The organism is Paraburkholderia piptadeniae (genome assembly GCF_900007165.1).
GTDB classification, from domain to species: Bacteria; Pseudomonadota; Gammaproteobacteria; order Burkholderiales; family Burkholderiaceae; genus Paraburkholderia; species Paraburkholderia piptadeniae.
The window spans coordinates 1-18,431 of the sequence record NZ_CYGY02000018.1 but is presented as its reverse complement, the minus strand read 5'-3'; the positions used below and the strand labels follow the sequence as shown (position 1 = coordinate 18,431).

The 18,431-nt window shown below is 61.9% G+C and carries 19 protein-coding genes; 8 read left to right on the top strand and 11 right to left on the bottom strand.

Translation table 11 applies throughout. The annotated features are described in order from the left end of the window. The first annotated feature begins 62 nt into the window (after positions 1-62). A complete protein-coding gene (locus tag BN2476_RS08645) occupies positions 63-536 on the top strand; it encodes an Hcp family type VI secretion system effector (protein ID WP_087733741.1) in 474 nt (157 codons plus the stop codon). A 382-nt stretch (positions 537-918) separates the two neighbouring features. Then, positions 919-1,497 (top strand): hypothetical protein, encoded by a 579-nt coding sequence (locus tag BN2476_RS08635; RefSeq protein ID WP_143810924.1) that lies wholly within the window; start codon positions 919-921, stop codon positions 1,495-1,497. Between the two features lie 140 nt (positions 1,498-1,637). Here BN2476_RS08635 and BN2476_RS08630 read toward each other — a convergent pair whose 3' ends face one another. The 7 genes from BN2476_RS08630 to BN2476_RS08600 are packed head-to-tail and all read right to left on the bottom strand — an operon-like array spanning position 1,638 to position 9,024. Next, a complete protein-coding gene (locus tag BN2476_RS08630; protein ID WP_087733738.1) occupies positions 1,638-1,919 on the bottom strand; it encodes a hypothetical protein in 282 nt (93 codons plus the stop codon). A gap of 13 nt (positions 1,920-1,932) precedes the next feature. After that, positions 1,933-2,397: a dihydroneopterin aldolase gene (locus BN2476_RS08625; RefSeq protein ID WP_087733737.1), complete on the bottom strand. Its 465-nt coding sequence runs from the start codon at positions 2,395-2,397 to the stop codon at positions 1,933-1,935. Then, entirely contained in the window at positions 2,394-3,044 is a 651-nt protein-coding gene (locus tag BN2476_RS08620; RefSeq protein ID WP_087733736.1) for a sarcosine oxidase subunit gamma, read from the bottom strand. Before BN2476_RS08620 ends, BN2476_RS08625 begins: the two co-directional genes overlap by 4 nt. Further along, positions 3,034-6,033 (bottom strand): sarcosine oxidase subunit alpha family protein, encoded by a 3,000-nt coding sequence (locus BN2476_RS08615; protein ID WP_087733735.1) that lies wholly within the window; start codon positions 6,031-6,033, stop codon positions 3,034-3,036. The genes BN2476_RS08620 and BN2476_RS08615 overlap by 11 nt, the downstream gene beginning before the upstream one ends. Further along, on the bottom strand, positions 6,030-6,329 hold the full coding sequence (locus tag BN2476_RS08610) for a sarcosine oxidase subunit delta (RefSeq protein WP_087733734.1): 300 nt from the start codon (positions 6,327-6,329) through the stop codon (positions 6,030-6,032). The genes BN2476_RS08615 and BN2476_RS08610 overlap by 4 nt, the downstream gene beginning before the upstream one ends. 24 nt (positions 6,330-6,353) lie before the next feature. Further along, complete coding sequence (locus BN2476_RS08605) at positions 6,354-7,598, bottom strand: sarcosine oxidase subunit beta family protein (protein WP_087733733.1); 1,245 nt, start codon at positions 7,596-7,598, stop codon at positions 6,354-6,356. A gap of 37 nt (positions 7,599-7,635) precedes the next feature. Further along, complete coding sequence (locus BN2476_RS08600) at positions 7,636-9,024, bottom strand: L-serine ammonia-lyase (RefSeq protein WP_087733764.1); 1,389 nt, start codon at positions 9,022-9,024, stop codon at positions 7,636-7,638. A 405-nt stretch (positions 9,025-9,429) separates the two neighbouring features. Here BN2476_RS08600 and BN2476_RS08595 point away from each other — a divergent pair, with 405 nt between their 5' ends. The 5 genes from BN2476_RS08595 (at position 9,430) to BN2476_RS08575 (ending at position 12,802) form a co-directional block, all read left to right on the top strand. Further along, positions 9,430-10,515, top strand: a complete 1,086-nt coding sequence (locus tag BN2476_RS08595; protein WP_087733732.1) for a GlxA family transcriptional regulator — start codon at positions 9,430-9,432, stop codon at positions 10,513-10,515. A 609-nt stretch (positions 10,516-11,124) separates the two neighbouring features. Next, the gene (locus BN2476_RS08590; protein WP_087733731.1) at positions 11,125-11,598 is read left to right on the top strand and encodes an Hcp family type VI secretion system effector; all 474 of its coding nucleotides are present in this window, start codon (positions 11,125-11,127) and stop codon (positions 11,596-11,598) included. 15 nt (positions 11,599-11,613) lie between these two features. Beyond that, positions 11,614-12,096 carry a DUF2778 domain-containing protein gene (locus BN2476_RS08585; RefSeq protein WP_087733730.1) on the top strand — a complete coding sequence of 161 codons (483 nt, stop codon included), beginning with the start codon at positions 11,614-11,616 and terminating at the stop codon, positions 12,094-12,096. Between the two features lie 44 nt (positions 12,097-12,140). Continuing rightward, the gene (locus BN2476_RS08580; protein ID WP_143810923.1) at positions 12,141-12,398 is read left to right on the top strand and encodes a hypothetical protein; all 258 of its coding nucleotides are present in this window, start codon (positions 12,141-12,143) and stop codon (positions 12,396-12,398) included. Positions 12,399-12,469: 71 nt separating this feature from the next. Beyond that, complete coding sequence (locus tag BN2476_RS08575; protein ID WP_087733728.1) at positions 12,470-12,802, top strand: hypothetical protein; 333 nt, start codon at positions 12,470-12,472, stop codon at positions 12,800-12,802. 308 nt (positions 12,803-13,110) lie between these two features. Here the strand turns inward: BN2476_RS08575 and zwf are convergent, their stop codons facing one another. From zwf to lhpH, 3 genes are all read right to left on the bottom strand, one after another. Further along, on the bottom strand, positions 13,111-14,595 hold the full coding sequence (gene zwf / locus BN2476_RS08565) for a glucose-6-phosphate dehydrogenase (protein WP_087733727.1): 1,485 nt from the start codon (positions 14,593-14,595) through the stop codon (positions 13,111-13,113). Positions 14,596-14,842: 247 nt separating this feature from the next. Further along, positions 14,843-15,760, bottom strand: a complete 918-nt coding sequence (lhpI, locus tag BN2476_RS08560) for a bifunctional Delta(1)-pyrroline-2-carboxylate/Delta(1)-piperideine-2-carboxylate reductase (RefSeq protein WP_087733726.1) — start codon at positions 15,758-15,760, stop codon at positions 14,843-14,845. A 71-nt stretch (positions 15,761-15,831) separates the two neighbouring features. Continuing rightward, positions 15,832-16,839 (bottom strand): trans-3-hydroxy-L-proline dehydratase, encoded by a 1,008-nt coding sequence (lhpH, locus tag BN2476_RS08555; protein ID WP_087733725.1) that lies wholly within the window; start codon positions 16,837-16,839, stop codon positions 15,832-15,834. A gap of 192 nt (positions 16,840-17,031) precedes the next feature. Here lhpH and BN2476_RS08550 point away from each other — a divergent pair, with 192 nt between their 5' ends. After that, entirely contained in the window at positions 17,032-17,769 is a 738-nt protein-coding gene (locus BN2476_RS08550; protein WP_087733724.1) for a FadR/GntR family transcriptional regulator, read from the top strand. A 444-nt stretch (positions 17,770-18,213) separates the two neighbouring features. Here BN2476_RS08550 and BN2476_RS47665 read toward each other — a convergent pair. Then, positions 18,214-18,431, bottom strand: a 218-nt coding sequence (locus BN2476_RS47665) for a hypothetical protein (protein ID WP_218274505.1), incomplete at its 5' end; no start/stop codon positions are given.

Here is an 18,431-nt window from a genome sequence, read left to right as displayed (position 1 = left end):
CATTTTCACGAACAGGATATGCTACAAGCCATGTTCCATCCCTTTTGCAAGGCGACGTGAACATGGCGGATATGTTTGTCAAGATCGACGGTATCGGCGGTGAATCGCAGGACATGGAGCATCGTGGCGAGATAGAAGTAACAAGCTGGCGATGGAAGATTTCTCAACAGTCGAGCATGATGTCCGGCTCAGGTGGTGGAGCGGGCAAAGCCTCAATAGCCGATCTCGAGTTCGTGCATCAGATTGATCGGGCAAGTCCGAACCTGATGCGTTACTGCCTGACCGGCAGACACATTCCCAGAGTTGTACTGTCCATGCGCAAAGCTGGCGGAGTACCTCTCGATTTTTTGAAAATCACCATGGGCGATGCGGTTATCACGTCTGTGGAGCCAATCATTTTTGGCGACAACTGTTACGAGCATGTAGGCCTGTCATTTTCCCGCGTCAAGCAGGAATACGTGCAGCAAAGCACTATCGGCGCAAGCGCGGGCACTGTCACCGCTACCTTTGACATCAAAGAGAACCTTGAACGGTGAAGTGTCGAAACTATTTCGCGCTGTTGATAGGACTTTGCCTGTCAGTGGGCGCAGCATTTTATGTCTACTCGGTCATCGAGTTTTGTCTGTCATCAGTCGTTGTAACCGGCAAGGTCGTACGCCTGAATGCCGGGGGGCACCACCCGCAGATAGCCTTCGATGCGAAGGATGGTCGGCACTTTGAGCGGCCTACTGGCACAACATGGTCTTACGAGGCTGGTCAGGTTGTTCCGATTCGATATAGCCCCGACGATCCTGACGGCTCGGCAATGATCGACAGTGCTATCGATCTATGGCGATGGCCTCTATTCGTTGTGTTTCTCGCAGCCGCATTCGTCACTAGTGGACTGCGAGGAGAGCCTTTAGAAAACAGGAGGAAACGTTGAAGGTTCTCAGAAAGAGCCAGTGGCAGTTCAACACGAGTGCTGGCGGAGGCATTGGCTGTGGCATTTTCAGTGCGGAGAGTGGTATGTTCGTACTCGATGATCGGTCCAGACACCTATACCAATATCTTTACAGCGGGTTTGGCCCAAACTTTTCAAGTTCATTAACCTCGTTGCTTCATATCCCAAAGTTTGCGCTTCCGAAATTCGTTATCAAGAACGACGAATTGAGTGGGTCAGGTTCGAGTACTGCCTTTGATAGCGTTGGCACGTTGTTCCTGACGGAGGCGTTTAAAGGCATCGACTTGCAAGATCCCAAAAGTCTCGAAGGTGGGACGATCTACCTCGAAGGCGCTGCTGGATATTTGTTTGGAGGTACCGGCTCACTGATGCTCTTGGGTATCAATCGTGAACTTCTCATCATGGGAATTGTGAAGCCGGACCTGATCGGCATGGCGATTCGCGGCGCACCCGCGGTATTGACAATGGCCGGTGACAACGAGGGACTGCAAAATAGTGCTGGCGTTGGCTTCCTGCTCGGGCAAATCGCATACAAAGGCTTGTACATTGATAACTAGCGGTGAGGTCTATGCTGTGCGGTACAGAGACCAACAAATGGCTTTGCATCTCGAAACTGGCGCTTCTAAAGTTCGGCGTCTTCAGCGACAGGGTAAATTAAGCCAATTCGATCGCCGGGACAAAACTGATCGACGTCGTCTCAATCGTACTGATCCTCACGCACCTGACGCACTCTCCGCGCCCGCGCCTCCCCCACCACCCTTGCCAGCGTCGCCGGGCTCATCCGCGCGGCAACTTCCCGCACGTACTCGTGATGCCTCGCATCGAGCGGCGCGTCCAGATGTTGCGCCTGCAAATAGCGAATCAACGCAATCCGCCGATGCCCGAGCGCAATGCTCTGATCGAGCAACTCGACAGCCGCGTGCGCATCGCCGGCCGCATACGCACGCTTGAGCAGTTCGGACGTATGCGCACGCGCCATATCGAACACCCACTCAACGCCGGGCAGCAGAAGCCGCGCGATGCATGTCGTAATCCGCGCGCGTCCAGTCCAGCTCGACGCCGATCCGCTTCGTGCCCTCACGAATCTTCGGCTTGTGCAAAGAAAGCGTGAGCGCATCGAGCGCGGGCCACTCGTCGAACGAAAGCTGCGCGATCTCGACGGCCAGCGTTTCGAGCATCCGCGTGTGCGGCTTCGTCGCGAGAAACTCGCTCACGCGATTGCAGTAGCGCTCGTAGTCGATCATCGCGTGCGAACCTTCTTCCGAAGGCTCGCAGCGATACGCAAGACTCGCGTCGATCACGACAGGCTGCGGCGCGAGATGCTCGTGCGCGTGAATGCCGATGCGCGTCGACACGAGCAGTTCGCCGATGAAGACGCGCCAGCCCCTGCCGCGCGCCCCATGCGAGCCGCGCAACGGCTGCACAAAAGCCGCCAGAGATTCTTCGAACGGCTTCACGACATCAGCGGCTCAGCCGCGTCGAGCATGATACGCACGAAGTAATCCGCGAAGCTGCGGCGCACGACGATTTCATACGTATCGTCGGCGACGGGCACGAGCACGATCGACGCCTTGAAGTAATGACTCTGCGCGCACTGGCCAGGCGCGAACGTACGAGGATGCAGATCGAGCGGACAGCCGCGCGCGATCACGTCGCGCACTTTTTCGCCGCTCACTGCGAGCACCGTCCAGCCGCTGCCGATATCGACGGCCGATGCGAACTGCCCTTGCAGCGCCTCGACCAGCTTGTCCTCGGCGACGGGCGCCTGCGACTGCTGCGAACGCACGAGCCACTCGTCGGGACCGAGCCATAGCACGTCATAGCCGTTGCCGCGCGCAACCGCATTCGGCTTCACGGGCGGACGGCAGCCCGTCACGCTTTCGACGGCACTCAAAAACGCCGCATCGCGCGCATCGCCACGCAGAGTCACCAGATCGCAAAACGCCTTCTCACGCAGATGAAATTTCGTCGACGGCGCGGCCGCGTGCTTCTTCACCAGTTCGCCCACGCCGACGAGCGGCGACTCCTGCCAGGGCTGGCCCGCCATCCGTTGCACGACAGCCGAGGTAGCGCCCGGTGCATTGTTCCTTGTTTCATTCCACATGTTGACGCACTCCTTCGGTGTCATAGAAAACCGGGCTCGCAATCTTCGCAGCGATCTGCTTGCCGCTCGACAGCGGGATCGTCACGCTCTGGCCCATCTTGTTCAGTCCGCCCTTGACCACGGCGAGCGCGATCGAACGCTTCAGGATCGGGCTGTAGTAGCTCGACGTCACGTGTCCGAGCATCGGCGCGGTATCGCCCTGGAACGGACCGGCGACGATCTGGCTGCCCTCCGGAATCACGAACTGCGGGTCGTCGGAAAGCAGGCCGACGAACTGCTTGCGCCCTTCCTTCGCGGTGTCCGAGCGCGTGAGCGAACGGCGTCCGAGGAAGTCCTTCGACTTTGCGACTAGCCCGCCCATGCCCAGATCGTGCGGCGTGATCGAGCCGTCCGTATCCTGCCCGACGATGATGTAGCCCTTCTCCGCGCGCAGCACGTGCATCGTTTCCGTGCCATACGGCGTGATGTCGAACTCGGCGCCCGCGGCCATCAGCGCTTCCCACACCGCGCGGCCCATGTTCGCGGGCACGTTCACTTCATACGCGAGCTCGCCCGAGAAGCTGATGCGCATCACGCGCGCCTTCACACCCGCGACGGTGCCGTTGCGATACGACATGAACGGGAACGCCTCGTTGGCGAAGTCGATGTCGCTGCACACCTTCTGCACGACCTTGCGGCTCTTCGGACCGACGACGGCAAACGTCGCCCAGTGATCGGTGACGGATGCGAGGCGCACCTTCATGTCGGGCCACTCGGTCTGCAGCCAGCGCTCCATCCACGTGAGCACACGCGCCGCGCCGCCCGTCGTGGTCGTCATCATGAAGTGCTGTTCGCCGAGACGCACGGTCACGCCGTCGTCGAACACCATGCCGTTCTCGTCGAGCATCAGGCCGTAGCGGCACTTGCCGACTTCGAGCTTGCTCCACGGGTTCGTGTACATCCAGTTCAGCAGCTTCGCGGCATCGGGGCCCTGAATGTCGATCTTGCCGAGCGTCGACGCATCGAGAATGCCGACGCTGTTGCGCACCGCGAGACATTCGCGCTTCACGGCCGCGTGCAAATCTTCGCCCTTCAACGGGAAATACCAGGGGCGCTTCCAGTTGCCGACGTCCTCGAACATCGCGCCGTTCTCGACGTGCCATTCATGCACGGCCGTCTTGCGGATCGGGTCGAGCAGATCGCCGAGCTCGCGGCCCGCGAACGTGCCGAAGGTCACGGGCGTGTAGTTCGGGCGGAACGTCGTCGTGCCCGTTTCGGGAATCGACTTGCCGAGCGCATCCGCGAGAATCGCCATGCCGTTGATGTTGCCGAGCTTGCCCTGATCGGTGCCGAAGCCCATCGCCGTATAGCGCTTCACGTGCTCGACGGATTCGAAGCCTTCGCGCGCGGCGAGCAGAATGTCCGCCGCCGCCACGTCGTTCTGGAAATCGACGAACTGCTTCGGCCCGCGCGCCGCTTCCGCGCGGCTGCCGACGAGCCACAGCGGCTGGATCGGCGACTCGTTGACTTCCGCGACCTGCGGCACTTGCGGGCGCGTCACTGCATAGCCGATCGACTTCACGGCTTCGATGCCCGCATCGACGGCCAGACGCAAACCGCGCGCGAGGCTGAATTCGCCCGCTGCCGCGCCGACGCTCGTCTCCGGCTGCATGCCCTTGCCCGGCACGAAGCAGGCCTTCGTGTCGTTCCAGTGCGCCTTGCCGCCCGACTGCGCGAACAGGTGCAGCACGGGGCTGAAGCCGCCCGACATCGCGACGAGATCGCATTGCAGATCCGCCTGCTTTGCGCCCGCCTTGCCGTTCGCATACGCGACCACTTCGACCGACGTCACGCGCTGCTTGCCGTGCGCCGTCATCACGGCCGCGTTGTTCATGATCTTCACGCCATGACGGCGCGCCGCCGCCTGCAATGCGCCGCTGCCCTGCGCGCGCGGATCGACGACCGTCACCGTCGCGCCGCACGCCTTCATGTCGAGCGCGCACTGATAACCCGCGTCGTTGTTCGTGAACACGACGGCATTGCGGCCCGGCATCACGCCGAAGCGCTGGATATACGTCGACACCGCCGACGCCAGCATCACGCCCGGCAGATCGTTGTTGCCGAACACGATGGGACGCTCGTGCGCGCCCGTCGCGAGAATCACGCGCTTCGCGCGGATCTTCCACAGCAGCTCGCGCGTGCCCTTGCGCATCGACACGGGCAGATGATCGGTCAGGCGCTGCGTCACCGTGACGAGGTTATGGTCCTGGTAGCCGAACGCCGTGCTGCGCGTGAGGATCTTCACGTCCGGCATGCGCGACAGTTCCGCTTCGATCTTCTCGACCCAGCTCATCGCCTGGCGTCCGTCGATCTCCGTCTTGCACGACAACAGACTGCCGCCGAGCTCGCGCTGGTCGTCGACGAGAATCACGCGCGCGCCGCTGACAGCCGCCGCATGCGCGGCCGCGAGACCCGTCGGCCCGCCGCCGACCACGAGCACGTCGCAATGCGCGTAGCACTTGTCGTAGCGGTCGGCATCGAGCACATCGGGCGACTTGCCGAGACCCGCCGCCTCACGGATCTTCTCTTCGTACTTCGGCCACCATTTTTGCGGCCACATGAACGTCTTGTAGTAGAAGCCCGCGGGCATGAAGCGCGAGAACTTCTGGTTGATCGCCATGCGATCGTGTTCGAGATTGGGCTCGGCGTTCACGCTCGTCGCGACGAGGCCCTGATACAGCTCGATCTCCGTCGCACGCGCATTCGGCACCGTGTACGCGCCGCGTTCGAGTTGCACGACGGCATTCGGTTCCGCGACGTCGGCCGTGACGATGCCGCGCGGACGGTGATACTTGAAGCTGCGCGCGACGAAGTGCACGCCGTTCGCGAGCAGCGCCGAAGCGAGCGTGTCGCCCTGAAAGCCCTGATATGTGCGGCCGTTGAACGTGAAGGTCAGCGGAATCGCGCGGTTGATGCGCCCACCGGCGCCGAGGCGGTTTATCTGGCTCATTGCTTGTTGCCCTCTTGAGCGTCAGCGGACGCATGGCCCGTCTTGAACGTGTCGTAGCCTTGAATCTGATAGGAGACGGTGTCGCGCGTCGCCATGAACCAGCGGCGGCAGCCCTGCGTGTGCATCCACTGCTCGCGGTGCACGCCGCGCGGGTTCTTGCGCATGAACAGGTAGTCGCCCCATTCCTTGTCGCTGAGCTTGTCGGTGTCGAGCGGACGCGCGATGTCGGCTTCGCCTCCGCACGAGAATTCGGATTCGGCGCGCGCCCCGCACCACGGGCATTCGATCATCAGCATGTTTCTTTCTCCAGGTGTCCGTGATTAGTGGGCCACGGCAGCGGCGCCGTGCTCGTCGATCAGATGGCCGGTGTAGAAGCGGTCCAGCGAGAACGGCGCGTTCAGCGGATGGGGCTCGTCGTTCGCGATCGTGTGCGCGAACACCCAGCCCGAACCAGGCGTCGCCTTGAAGCCGCCCGTGCCCCAGCCGCAGTTGAAGTACAGGCCCTTTACATCGGTCTTGCTGATGATCGGGCAAGCATCCGGCGACACGTCGACGATGCCGCCCCACTGGCGGTTCATCCGCACGCGCGAGAACACCGGGAACATTTCGACGATTGCCTGCAGCGTGCCTTCGATGATGTGGAAGCTGCCGCGCTGGCCGAAGCCCGTGTACTGGTCGACGCCCGCGCCGATCACGAGATCGCCCTTGTCGGACTGGCTGATGTACGCGTGCACCGCGTTCGACATGATCACCGAGTTGACCACGGGCTTGATGGGCTCGGACACGAGCGCCTGCAACGGATGGCTTTCGAGCGGCAGACGGATGCCCGCCATGTCGGCGAGCGTCGTCGTGTTGCCGGCTGCGACGACGGCGACCTTCTTCGCCTTGATGAAGCCCTTCACGGTATCGACGCCCGTCACGCGGCCGCCGTCGCGGCGAATGCCCGTCACCTGGCAGTTCTGGATGATGTCAACGCCCGCCTGGTCCGCGCCGCGCGCGAAGCCCCATGCAACGGCATCGTGCCGAGCGACGCCCGCGCGCCGCTGGATCGATGCGCCGAGCACCGGGTAGCGGCTGTTCAGGTTGATCGTCGGCTCGATTTCCTTGATCTGCTCGGGCGTGAGGAACTCGGCATCGACGCCGTTCAGCCGGTTCGCGTTCACGCGGCGCTCGGTGTCGCGCACGTCCTGCAACGTGTGCGCGAGGTTCATCACGCCGCGCTGGCTGAACATCACGTTGTAATTGAGGTCCTGCGAGAGGCCTTCCCACAGCTTCATCGCCTTCTCGTACAGCGCCGCCGATTCGTCCCACAGATAGTTCGAACGCACGATGGTCGTGTTGCGCGCCGTATTGCCGCCGCCGATCCAGCCCTTCTCCAGAATCGCGACGTTCTTCACGCCGTGTTCTTTCGCAAGGTAGTACGCGGTCGCAAGACCATGCCCGCCGCCGCCGACGATCACGACGTCGTATTCCTTCTTCGGTTCCGGGCTCCTCCACTGTCGCTCCCAGTTCTCGTGATACGACAACCCGTTGCGGAACAGACTGAATATCGAATAGCGGCTCATCGTGCAGACCCCTTCGTCGTTGCCTTGCTGGTTTCCATTAGCATTCGATGACGTTCACGGCGAGACCACCGCGCGACGTCTCCTTGTATTTCGTTTTCATGTCGGCGCCCGTTTCGCGCATCGTCTTGATGACGTTGTCGAGCGTCACGTAGTGCTGGCCGTCGCCCTTCAGCGCCATGCGCGAAGCGTTCAGCGCCTTGATCGCGCCCATTGCGTTGCGCTCGATGCACGGAATCTGCACGAGGCCGCCGACGGGATCACAGGTCATGCCGAGGTTGTGCTCCATGCCGATCTCCGCGGCGTTCTCGACTTGCGTCGGCGTGCCGCCCATCACGGCCGCGAGCGCCGCCGCGGCCATCGAGCACGCGACGCCCACTTCGCCCTGGCAGCCCACTTCCGCACCGGAAATGGACGCCGTTTCCTTGTAGATGATGCCGATGGCAGCCGCCGTCAAAAGGAAATCGACGATGCCGTTCTCGTTCGAGCCCGGCACGAACTTCACGTAGTAGTGCAGCACGGCGGGAATCACGCCGGCCGCACCGTTGGTCGGCGCGGTGACGACGCGGCCGCCCGCGGCGTTCTCTTCGTTGACGGCCATCGCGTACAGGTTGACCCAGTCGAGCATCGACAGCGGATCGCGCAGCGACTCTTCCGAACGCGAGCGCAGTTGCACCGAGAGATCGGCGGCGCGGCGCTTCACGCGCATCGGGCCGGGCAGCTCGCCGTGCATCTTGCAGCCGCGCTCGACGCACGCGGCCATCGTGCGCCAGATGGTCAGCAGGCCTTCGCGCACGTCTTCCGGCGAGCGCGACGCGCATTCGTTCGCGAACGTCACCTGCGCCACGGAGAGGCCGCTTTCCCGGCACACGCGCATCAGGTCGTCGCCCGTGCGGAACGGATACGGCACTTCGCCGCCCGCGCGCACGCCGTTCACGCGATCGCCTTCGCGGTTCACGACAAAGCCGCCGCCGACCGAGTAATACTCTTTCTCGACGAGCAGCTGGCCGTTCTCGTCGAAGGCCTGGAAGCGCATGCCGTTCGGATGCACGACGCTGCCCGTGCCGCTCATCAGGCGGCGGAAGAACGCGATGTGCTCCTTTTCCTCGAAGCCGATCTCGTGCTTGCCGAGCAGCGACAGGCGCTTGTCCTTGCGGATTTGAGCCAGGCGCGGCTCGATCAGGTCCGGGTCGATGGTGTCGGGCAGATGGCCTTCGAGGCCGAGCAGCACCGCCTTGTCGGTGCCGTGGCCCTTGCCTGTCGCGCCGAGCGAGCCGTACAGCTCGACTTTCACGCGGCGCACGAACGCGAGCAGATTCGCGTCCTCGATATGCGAAGCGAAGCGGCATGCGGCGATCATCGGGCCGACGGTGTGCGAACTCGATGGGCCGATGCCGATCTTGAACAGGTCGAAAACGCTGACGTTCATGGAAACCTTGCTCAGTTGAGTGGGCGGAAACGCGAAGATTGCGAAGTGACGCCAGTACACCAAAGCGTAAAATCCGCAGATAGAACAAAAACGGCATCGACGTGGGATGGCGACGCCAGCCCCCGCTCCGGCTGCGTTTCTGCGCAACTCCGCGACGGAAAAACGCAAGTCGAGCGCGTGCGGGATCGCCGGATCGCATGCCTGTTGGGGGCCGACGCGCTTCGCATCCGCGAAAGTCGGTGTCGGAAAAGGACAAGAGGCGCGAAGCCGGATCGGCGACGCTAGGGTTATCCCCACGCATGCGCGTTTTAGTGCTGCGTGTTTGCGCTGCGTTTTCGTTTTGCTTCGTCGTCAGCCTCTGTTCAGCTTGCCGGACCTTATGACGTTTTCCTGCGCCATCGCGCCATGACCATCGTTGATTCGCTACCGCTGACTTCCATCGATGCGCTGCCCAAAGAGCGCATCCGCTTCGGCATCATCCTGCTGCCCAACTTCACGCTGACGGCTTTTTCAGGCTTCGTCGACATGCTGCGTCTGTCCGCCGACGAAGGCGACTACAGCAAACCTGTGCGCTGCTCATGGAGCGTGATCGGCGAGTCGCTCGCGCCCGTGCGCGCGAGTTGCGGCATCCAGATCACGCCATGGGAAACGTTCGCCGATGCCGAGCCGTTCGACTATGTGGTCGTCGTCGGCGGGCTGCTGCATTCGGGGCCGCAGGCCAGCGACGAGACCTTGCAGTTCATCCGCAACGCCGCGCGCTCGAACGCGACGGTGGTCGGCATCTGCACGGGCGTGTTCGCGCTGATGCGAGCGGGCGTGCTCGACGAGCACCGGATCTGCGTCAGCTGGTTTCACTACTGGGATTTCGTCGAGCGCTTTCCTTCCGTCAATTCCGATGCGCTGATCGCGGACCGGCTGTTCGTGATCGACCGTCGACGGATCACGTGCTCGGGCGGACGCGCGTCGATCGACGTCGCGGCGGCCATCCTGCTGCGGCACTTCGAGACGGCGACGGTTCAGAAGGCACTGCGGATTCTGCTCGTCGGCGAGATGCAGAAAGGGAACGCGCCGCAGCCGCATCCGCCGGGACTCGAACCGGCGACGCATCCGAAGGTCAAGCGCGCGATCCTGCTGATGGAGCAGCACGTCGGGCGCACGCTGCCGCTAGAGGAACTGGCTTGCAAGCTGGATCTGTCGCCGCGTCAGCTGGAGCGGCTGTTCAAGGCGGAGACGGGCAAGAGTCCGCAGGCGTTTGCGAAGCAGGTGCGGTTAAGGACGGCTGCCTGGCTGCTGACGAGTTCGGATCGTACTGTCGCGGATATCGCGTCGAGTTGCGGGTTTTCTGACGCGTCGCATCTGGGACGCGAGTTCCGCAAAGAGTTCGGCATGCCCCCGGTGATGTTCAGGGAACAACGCGGCGGAACGCCGGTTGAGGGCGATGCGGCTGCTGCGTATGAGGAGACGTTTCCGGGGAGGGTGGATGTGTTTTGAAGGGGGCGCGAATATCCGCAGTTCAAGCGAAAAAGGCGAACACGCTCTCCGCCAAGATGTAGATCAAAACCCAGTAAGGGAATGACGTGTGTAATGGACGCGTGTTCCTTCCCGGCGAGCGTTGCCATGCGGACGCGGCGAACCGCGAAACGGCAGTAGCGAACATTCTCGAAGGATGTTCGCATTACGCTAGTAAATACAGCGACGCCCTGTGCGGCAGGGCTAGCGGCGTTGTTCGCATTGCGCTGGGGTTCGCGTTATACGGACTTCCCACCTTCACGTGCGGGACAACGGTTGTTGCGGAAAATCGTCCGCGACAACGGCTCGCGTTACGCGCCGCCAGCGTGCGCAATATGCGAATTCTTCCGCCTCATAAGATGCTCCCAACAACGGGATGTAGCGCAATAAGAAATGCGCGCCTTCTTTGCGTCACTCACTTTTTCGGACAATTCTTGTATCCGCCCACAGCACTATTGAGGATGGTAGAGGCCGGGTTGCGATGCTCTCCCCGTCCTTTGACGCGGATAACACCAACGCAAGCGGCCCTGTCCAGAAGGCGATTGAAATACGCAATACGCTGGAAAACCCATAAACACAACAGGAACGGGAATGGCTGACATCTTCATCAAAATCAACGGTATCGATGGCGAATCGCAGGATGCTTCGCACATAAACGAAATCGATGTAATCGGATGGCGTTGGAAAGTTTCGCAGCAGTCGACCATGATGTCGGGCTCCGGCGGCGGTGCGGGTAAGGCTACGGTTTCCGATCTTCAATTCACGCACCAGCTAGACCGCGCCAGGCCGAATCTGGCCAAGTATTGCTTTACGGGTAAGCACATTGACCAGGTGAAATTGACCGCGCGAAAGGCGGGAGGAACACCATTCGAGTACTTGAAAATCACGATGTACGACGTGGTCATTACCGAGGTTGAGCCTGTCGGCGGCGGCGATGCTTGTCACGAAGACGTGCACCTTTCTTTTGCGACAATGAAGCATGAATACTTCGTGCAGAACCAGCTAGGGGGAAGTGGCGGTGCGATCACTGCTACCTTGTACGTCAAGAACAATACGACCAATTGACTCGGAGTAAGTGAAATGCCCGTCAAATGCACTTTTGTTCTTAACAAGCAGGAGTCCTCTACTCTCACCTGTGAAGGAACCGCGTCCGTAGAGGCATTTTCGGGAACCGGTCAAGGCAGGGACAATCCCGATAAAACGGCCATAGAAAACGTTGGCCCCCTTCCGAAAGGGACGTATTACCTTGTGGATCGCCAGTCGGGCGGTTACCTTGGCTTCCTGTACGACTGGTGGGATGCGCATGCCTACGGCTCAACCGACAGACGTACGTGGTTCATGCTCTGGAATCCGTTATCCGGCGATACGACCAATATCAACGACATCGAACGAGGTAATTTCAGGTTGCACCCCAAAGGTCCTTTCGGATTGAGTCACGGTTGTATTACAGTCGTTGCCCCTTACGATTTCGACCATCTTCAAAAATTCATCCGTTCGCGAGGAAAGACCCTGCCAGTACCAGGCACAACGTTGAGAGCCTATGGAACCGTCGAGGTCAAGTGAATATGTCGCTCGTGAAACGGATATTGCGATACGCAGCGTGGAGCATGGCGTCGGCCATCGGAGGATGGCAGCTAACGTATGTCATTGCAGCATTACCGTTCAATATGCCGATATTTGTGGAGACCTTTATTCGATTCTGCCTGTCCGTAACTGGCGCAGAATACCTAGGAAACCCAGAGGATATGGCAACACTTGCGTTGGTGTTTTATTGGGCAATCGCCACGCTGCTAGTTGGCGCTTTTCTCTTTCTCTGCTACTTTGCGGTACGCCGCCATCGCGCCAAAAAAATTCACAGCCAGTGAGTGGCGAATCGTTTGCGTCAAATTCTTGTCCTAGGTACAGCATTGCGGGCGTATGGAACTGTTGAGGTAAAGTGAAGAAAATCGCGGTGAAGTTGGTAGTTTGCGCCGCTTTCATTGCAGCGTCGGTTATCGGTGGGCTGTATCTCTCGCACCTCCCTGACCTGATTCCATGCGGGAACATTACCGATATATTCCCTTGCAGCGACATGCCGTATTCGGTTGAGATGTTTATAAGGTTCTGTCTGTCTGTCATTGGACGCAGTGACCTGGCAAACCCCGACGACATGGAAGCACTCGCAGCGTTGCTTTATTGGGCAATAGCAACGCTGCTAGTTGGCGCTTTTCTCTTTCTCTGCTACTTCGCGGTACGCCGCCATCGTGCAAAAAAAATTCACGAGCAGTGAGGGGGCGAACCGCTTGCGTCAAATACCTGTCCCAAGCATCCGAAGATCCGCACAAGAGAAGGCCGCTACATCTTTCGCCCAGTGAAGACGGCGCGTGTGCGATCGCCGCGCTCGAAGTTAGCGATGTGCGCCCTGACGAAGGCAGGCACATCGCGCCACGGCATGGCGGGTTGATGCTCTTTCTTCGCGTTCGGCTTCGGCAGAATATGATCGACAACCGAAACCGGGGTCGCGGTAATGTGACCATGTGTCTACGCCCACAGCCTCCCTCTCCACCTTCCCTCAATTCACGATTCAACCAAAGCCGATCACGTCTCCTCCGACCAAACCATATTATCCCTTGCCATCATCGCCGTCGAAGCCCCCGGCCCGAACGTCCCGGCCGTATACCCACGCGGCTTGTCACCATTGCGCTTCCAGCTTTCGATGATGGGATCGACCCACGTCCATGCCGCTTCCAGCTCGTCGCGGCGCATGAAGTGCGTGAGCCTGCCGCGCACGACGTCGACCAGCAAACGCTCATACGCTTCCGCGCGACGGCTCGTGAACGCCTGCTCCAGATCGAGGTTCAGATTCACGGGCAAGGTGCGCATGCCGCTGCCCGGCTCTTTCGCGAGCATCTGCAACTGGATCGACTCGGCGGGCTGAAGCTGGATCACCAGACGGTTGCCGCAATTGCGCGGACCGCACGGACTGTTCGGCATGATCGAGAACGGCATGTCCGCGAATTCGATCACGATCTCCGACACCTTCTTCGCCATCCGTTTCCCCGTGCGCAGATAGAACGGCACGTTGGCCCAGCGCCAGTTGTTGATATGCGCGCGCAATGCGACAAAGGTCTCAGCGCGGCTGTCGGGCGGCACGTTCGCTTCTTCCAGATAGCCCTTGACGGGCTCGCCGCCGACTGCACCTGCCGTGTACTGGCCGCGCACCGTATCGCGCGTAATGTCTTCCGCTGTCATCGGACGCAGCGAGCGCAGCACCTTCAGCTTCTCGTCGCGCACGGCATCCGCATCGAGCGAAACGGGCGGTTCCATCGCGACGATGCACAGCAACTGAAGCAGGTGGTTCTGCACCATGTCGCGCATCGCGCCCGTATGGTCGTAGAAGCCCGCGCGCGTACCCACGCCGACCGACTCGGCCACCGTGATCTGCACGCTGCGGATATACGGCGCCTGCCACAGCGGCCCGAAGATCGCGTTGCCGAAGCGCAGCACCATCAGGTTCTGCACCGTCTCCTTGCCGAGGTAGTGATCGATCCGATAAATCTGATGCTCTTCGAAATGCCTGCCGACCGAGTTGTTGATCGCCTTCGCCGATTCGAGATCGTGGCCGAGCGGCTTTTCGAGCACGACGCGTGCGCGCTCGTCGACGAGATCGTGCGAAGCGAGGTTGTCGCAAATGGCCGTGAACAGTTCCGGCGACGTCGACAGATAGAACACCCGCAGCGCATCCTTGCGCGACGCTTCGGCGAGACGCGCGTAATCGGCGGGCTGATCGACGTCGACACGCACGTACTCGAAGAGCGCGAGAAAGTGGTCCCATGCGGCCGAGTCGAACGCCTTCGACTCGATGAAGGGCTTGCTCTGCTCATCCATCCATTTCAGATAGTCTTCGCGTTGCCATTCGCGGCGGCCGATCGCGAGGATGCGCGTCTCGGCGGGCAGATTGCCGTGCGTGTGCGCCATGTACAGTGCGGGCAGCAGCTTGCGGGCTGACAGATCGCCGGCGCCGCCGAAGATGATCATGTCGAGCGGAATGTCCGGCGAGGCGGGAGCGTTGGAAGTCGTCATAGCGCGGTCGCGAAAGATGAACTGCTGGGAGAAACGCAAGCCCGTCCGGGCCACCCTTTCAGGCAGCGCCTACGCCGGACGCGTTTGCGCGAGACGACTATGGTGCAACGTTTTCGGATTGTTTGCACGCTTGCTCTCGTGACACGACACGCACGTTCGTTCGTGCCGGATCACTCTCCCTCGCGAGACGGGCAACACGCTCCGCACTCGCACTCGCAATCACAGACGCGAGCGCGCTTGCGCACACTCAGCCCGCGCCCAGCGTCGATCGCGCGACGCGTCCCGCGGCCAGATCCCAGGCCGCGCAACCGACGGTCTTGAACACGATCGGCCCGTCGAGCGCCGGCTTGCGCTCGAGCGCGTCCGCCATGCCCGTCACCTTCGACCAGTCGATGCCCGCCTGGATGAAATCGCCCGCCTCGTGCTTCGCGCCCGCCAGATCGTCGACGTAGAGCGCGCTGCCCGCGAGCGTGCGCGCGCCGATCTCGCACATCTGCGGCGTGAACGCGCCGACGCCGATCACGAGCCGCCCCGCGCGAGGCGCTTCGTCGTAGACGGCCTGGCGGCTCGTCGTCAGCGCGATCGCGACATCGACGGAATCGGGCGTCGCCGTTTCGGCGAGCGGTTGAAGATCGCGCACGCTGCCGCGCTGCGCATCGCAGAACGCCTGCGCGCGAGCCGCCGACGTGCCCCGCACGCGCACGCGCGCGTCCGGATACAGCTCGCCGATCGCCTGTAGGTGGTTCGCAGCCTGCGTGCCGGTGCCAATCAACAGAAAGTCCTTCGGCGCGGCGCGCGAGAGCGTCTCGATGCCGAGCATCGTCATCGCGGCCGTGCGGCGCCCCGTGACGGTCGGACCGTCGAGAATGAACAGCGTCTTTCCCGTATCGGGGTCGAACGTCGTGACCTGGCCGTGGATCGTCGGCAGCGCGCGCTCGCCATTGCGCGGGCACACGTTGACGAGCTTGTGGATCGCGAGATCGGGCGCGGCGGCCGGCATCGACAGCATGATGCCGTTGTCGTTCAGCGGCACCACGAGCCGCTCGGGGCTCGCGACGCGCCCCGCGGCGTAATCGGCGGCGGCCGTCTTCAGCGCGTCGACGAGCGCGCGGAAGGGAATCAGGCGGGCCGTCTCGGCGGCATCGAAAATCGGCGTGCTGCTCATGGCGGGGCGTGCTCCTCGTACGTTGAGTCGTGCGTTCAATCCTGTGTTCGGGCGTGCGTTCAGTCGCGCCTTCAGCGAACCAGAAATCCATAAGTCAGCGGATCGCGCTCATCGACGATCCAGTTCGCGAAACCGCAAACATGCGCGTCGCCCTCGATCTCGGGAATCACGGCATCGAAGCGGTCTAGCTTCGTCTCCGACAGCACGCGTCCACGAAACACCGTGCCGATGATCGACTCGTTGACGAGCGTCTCGTCCTTGCCCAACTGGCCGCGCAGATAGAGTTGCGCGACGCGTCCCGCCGTGCCCGAGCCTGTCGGCGAGCGGTCCACTTCGCGGTCGGCGAACACGCAGCAGTTGGCCTGCGTCGAGCCCGCATGACGCGGCGCGTTATCGACGATCGTGCCGTAAATGTGGTTGATCTCGGGAATGTGCGGATGCTGGACCTTGAATGCTTCGTTGGCCGCGCGCTTCACTTCGGCGCCGAACTGGATCAGGCGGTCGACCTGCTCTTCGCGCACGTCAAGCCCGAATGGCGCGCCCGACGTATAGAAATAAAACGCGCCGCCGAATGCGATATCGCCGCGCACGGTGCCGAAGCTCGGCGTCTGAACGCTTACGTCGCGCTGCCAGATGAACGACGGCACGTTGACGAAGCGCACGCTGCCCGCGTGATCGCCGTCCCATTTGACGAACGCCTCGATGAAGCCACACGGCGCATCGATGCCGACGCGCGTTTCCGGCTCCGCGCGCTCGACCCAGCCGAGCGCGACGGCCGTCGTCGCCAGTGCGATCACGCCGTGGCCGCAGTGATCGCTATAGCCCTCGTTGTGGACGAAGATGATGCCGAAGTCGGCGCCCTCGGTGACGGGCTCCGTCAGATAGCCGCCGTACATGTCGGCGTGGCCGCGCGGCTCCAGCATCAGCGCGCGGCGCAGATGATCGGCATGTTCCTTCAGCCACGCGCGCCGCTCGACGATGGTCTTGCCGGGCATCTTCGGCAGCCCGCTCGTGACGATGCGAAACGGCTCGCCGCCCGTATTCACTTCGACCGTGCTGATCACGCGGTTCAGTTTCATGATGCGTTCGCGCCTCGCGTCACAGGCCTCGCCGGCTGCATATCGAACATATCGTCTCGCTCCATGTTTGGCTATAGTGGATCAGAATGTAGACCAGCTTTGGTTGTTGATCAACCACTTTCACAATTATCGCGCTAAACTGGTCGAAATCCGGCTTACGGCATCTTGCCGTCCATTCCTTGCTACGCACCTATGGCCACGACTTCATTCGCACTGGAACGCGCGTTTCGCCCGAAGCAGATATACGAGCAGGTCGCGGAGCGGATGCGCGCCGACATCCGCGGCGGACAGTTCGCGCCTGAAGCGCGACTGCCGTCCGAGCGCGATCTCGCCGCTCGTTTTGGCGTGGGCCGGCCCGCCGTGCGCGAAGCGCTGGGCGCGCTGCAGAACGAAGGGCTCGTCGTGACGCGGCGCAACTCCGGCACCTATGTGTGCGCGGACGCGTTGCAGCGCCTGTCGGCGGCACGCGCGGACAATCGCGCGCCGGGCGACGCCGATATCAGTCCCACTTCCGCGCTGGACGTGCGCCTGATCCTCGAACCCGCGATTGCGCGCCGGGCGGCCGCACATGCGCGGCGCGACGAACTCGCCGAGCATTACCTCGCGCAGATGGATTCGATCGACGACGTATCGGATGCCGAGCAGCGCGCGCTCTGGAACGACAGCGACCGCCTGTTCCACCGGCAGCTCGCCGTGATGACGGGCGACGCGCTGCTCGTGAAGATCGCCGACGAAGTCGCGCAGGCGATGGACCAGCCGCTATGGAAGCGCCTCAAGGACGACGGCATCCACGATCCGGGGCGCATCCGGCTGTATGTGTCGGAGCACCGTCTGATTTATGAGGCGATCGTCGATGGGGATGCGGATGCGGCTGCTTTCTATGTCGAGCAGCACATCATGAGGGTGAGGCGCGATATTGCGCCGAAGTAGGTTTTTTGTCTGCGACGCTGGTTGGTTTTTTGCCTTTGTCGCTGGCATCCGCGATTGCGCCTCGCGGCGCGGGCGTTGCCCCTGTGCGGGGCGGCACTCACTTTCTTTGCCGCCGCAAAGAAAGTAAGCAAAGAAAGCGGGCTCACACCGCCAGTGCTTGACGTTTACCCACGGGCTCTCAACGTCCCCATCCTTCAGCCGGCAGCACACACGGCTCATGTTCGTTGCCAGCGCACTATCTGAATGCCTCACCCGCTTCATGCACGTGCGTTGCGGCCCGCGACATCGGAGATTCCCGCGCCCCTTTGCGGCAAACTGTGTGTAGGCATTCGCACCGCACAGGAAACCCTCGCTATGCGATGCGGCTCAAGTGCGGGCGTTGCCCCGTACGACACAGCAACCTCATTCACTACCGACATGCGGCGCTGAACGGGTCGATGCCCCTTAGCCATGCCACACGAGCTTGAAGCGGGTGAGGCGTTTAGCTAGAGTGTTGGCAACGAACATTAGCGAGCACACTGCGGCGCGAAGGATGGGGCCGCTGAGAGCCCGTGGGTAAAGGTCAAGCACTGGCGGTGTGAGCCCGCTTTCTTTGCTTACTTTCTTTGCGGCGGCAAAGAAAGTAAGTGCCGCCCCGCACAGGGGCAACGCCCGCGCGGCGA

Coding starts and splice junctions, on each gene's coding strand:
- BN2476_RS08645 (WP_087733741.1), top strand. CDS start 63: ATGGCGGATATGTTTGTCAAGATCGACGGTATCGGCGGTGAATCGCAG.
- BN2476_RS08630 (WP_087733738.1), bottom strand. CDS start 1,919: ATGGCGCGTGCGCATACGTCCGAACTGCTCAAGCGTGCGTATGCGGCC.
- BN2476_RS08620 (WP_087733736.1), bottom strand. CDS start 3,044: ATGTGGAATGAAACAAGGAACAATGCACCGGGCGCTACCTCGGCTGTC.
- BN2476_RS08615 (WP_087733735.1), bottom strand. CDS start 6,033: ATGAGCCAGATAAACCGCCTCGGCGCCGGTGGGCGCATCAACCGCGCG.
- BN2476_RS08610 (WP_087733734.1), bottom strand. CDS start 6,329: ATGCTGATGATCGAATGCCCGTGGTGCGGGGCGCGCGCCGAATCCGAA.
- BN2476_RS08605 (WP_087733733.1), bottom strand. CDS start 7,598: ATGAGCCGCTATTCGATATTCAGTCTGTTCCGCAACGGGTTGTCGTAT.
- BN2476_RS08600 (WP_087733764.1), bottom strand. CDS start 9,024: ATGAACGTCAGCGTTTTCGACCTGTTCAAGATCGGCATCGGCCCATCG.
- BN2476_RS08595 (WP_087733732.1), top strand. CDS start 9,430: ATGACCATCGTTGATTCGCTACCGCTGACTTCCATCGATGCGCTGCCC.
- BN2476_RS08590 (WP_087733731.1), top strand. CDS start 11,125: ATGGCTGACATCTTCATCAAAATCAACGGTATCGATGGCGAATCGCAG.
- BN2476_RS08585 (WP_087733730.1), top strand. CDS start 11,614: ATGCCCGTCAAATGCACTTTTGTTCTTAACAAGCAGGAGTCCTCTACT.
- BN2476_RS08580 (WP_143810923.1), top strand. CDS start 12,141: ATGGCGTCGGCCATCGGAGGATGGCAGCTAACGTATGTCATTGCAGCA.
- zwf (WP_087733727.1), bottom strand. CDS start 14,595: ATGACGACTTCCAACGCTCCCGCCTCGCCGGACATTCCGCTCGACATG.
- lhpI (WP_087733726.1), bottom strand. CDS start 15,760: ATGAGCAGCACGCCGATTTTCGATGCCGCCGAGACGGCCCGCCTGATT.
- lhpH (WP_087733725.1), bottom strand. CDS start 16,839: ATGAAACTGAACCGCGTGATCAGCACGGTCGAAGTGAATACGGGCGGC.
- BN2476_RS08550 (WP_087733724.1), top strand. CDS start 17,032: ATGGCCACGACTTCATTCGCACTGGAACGCGCGTTTCGCCCGAAGCAG.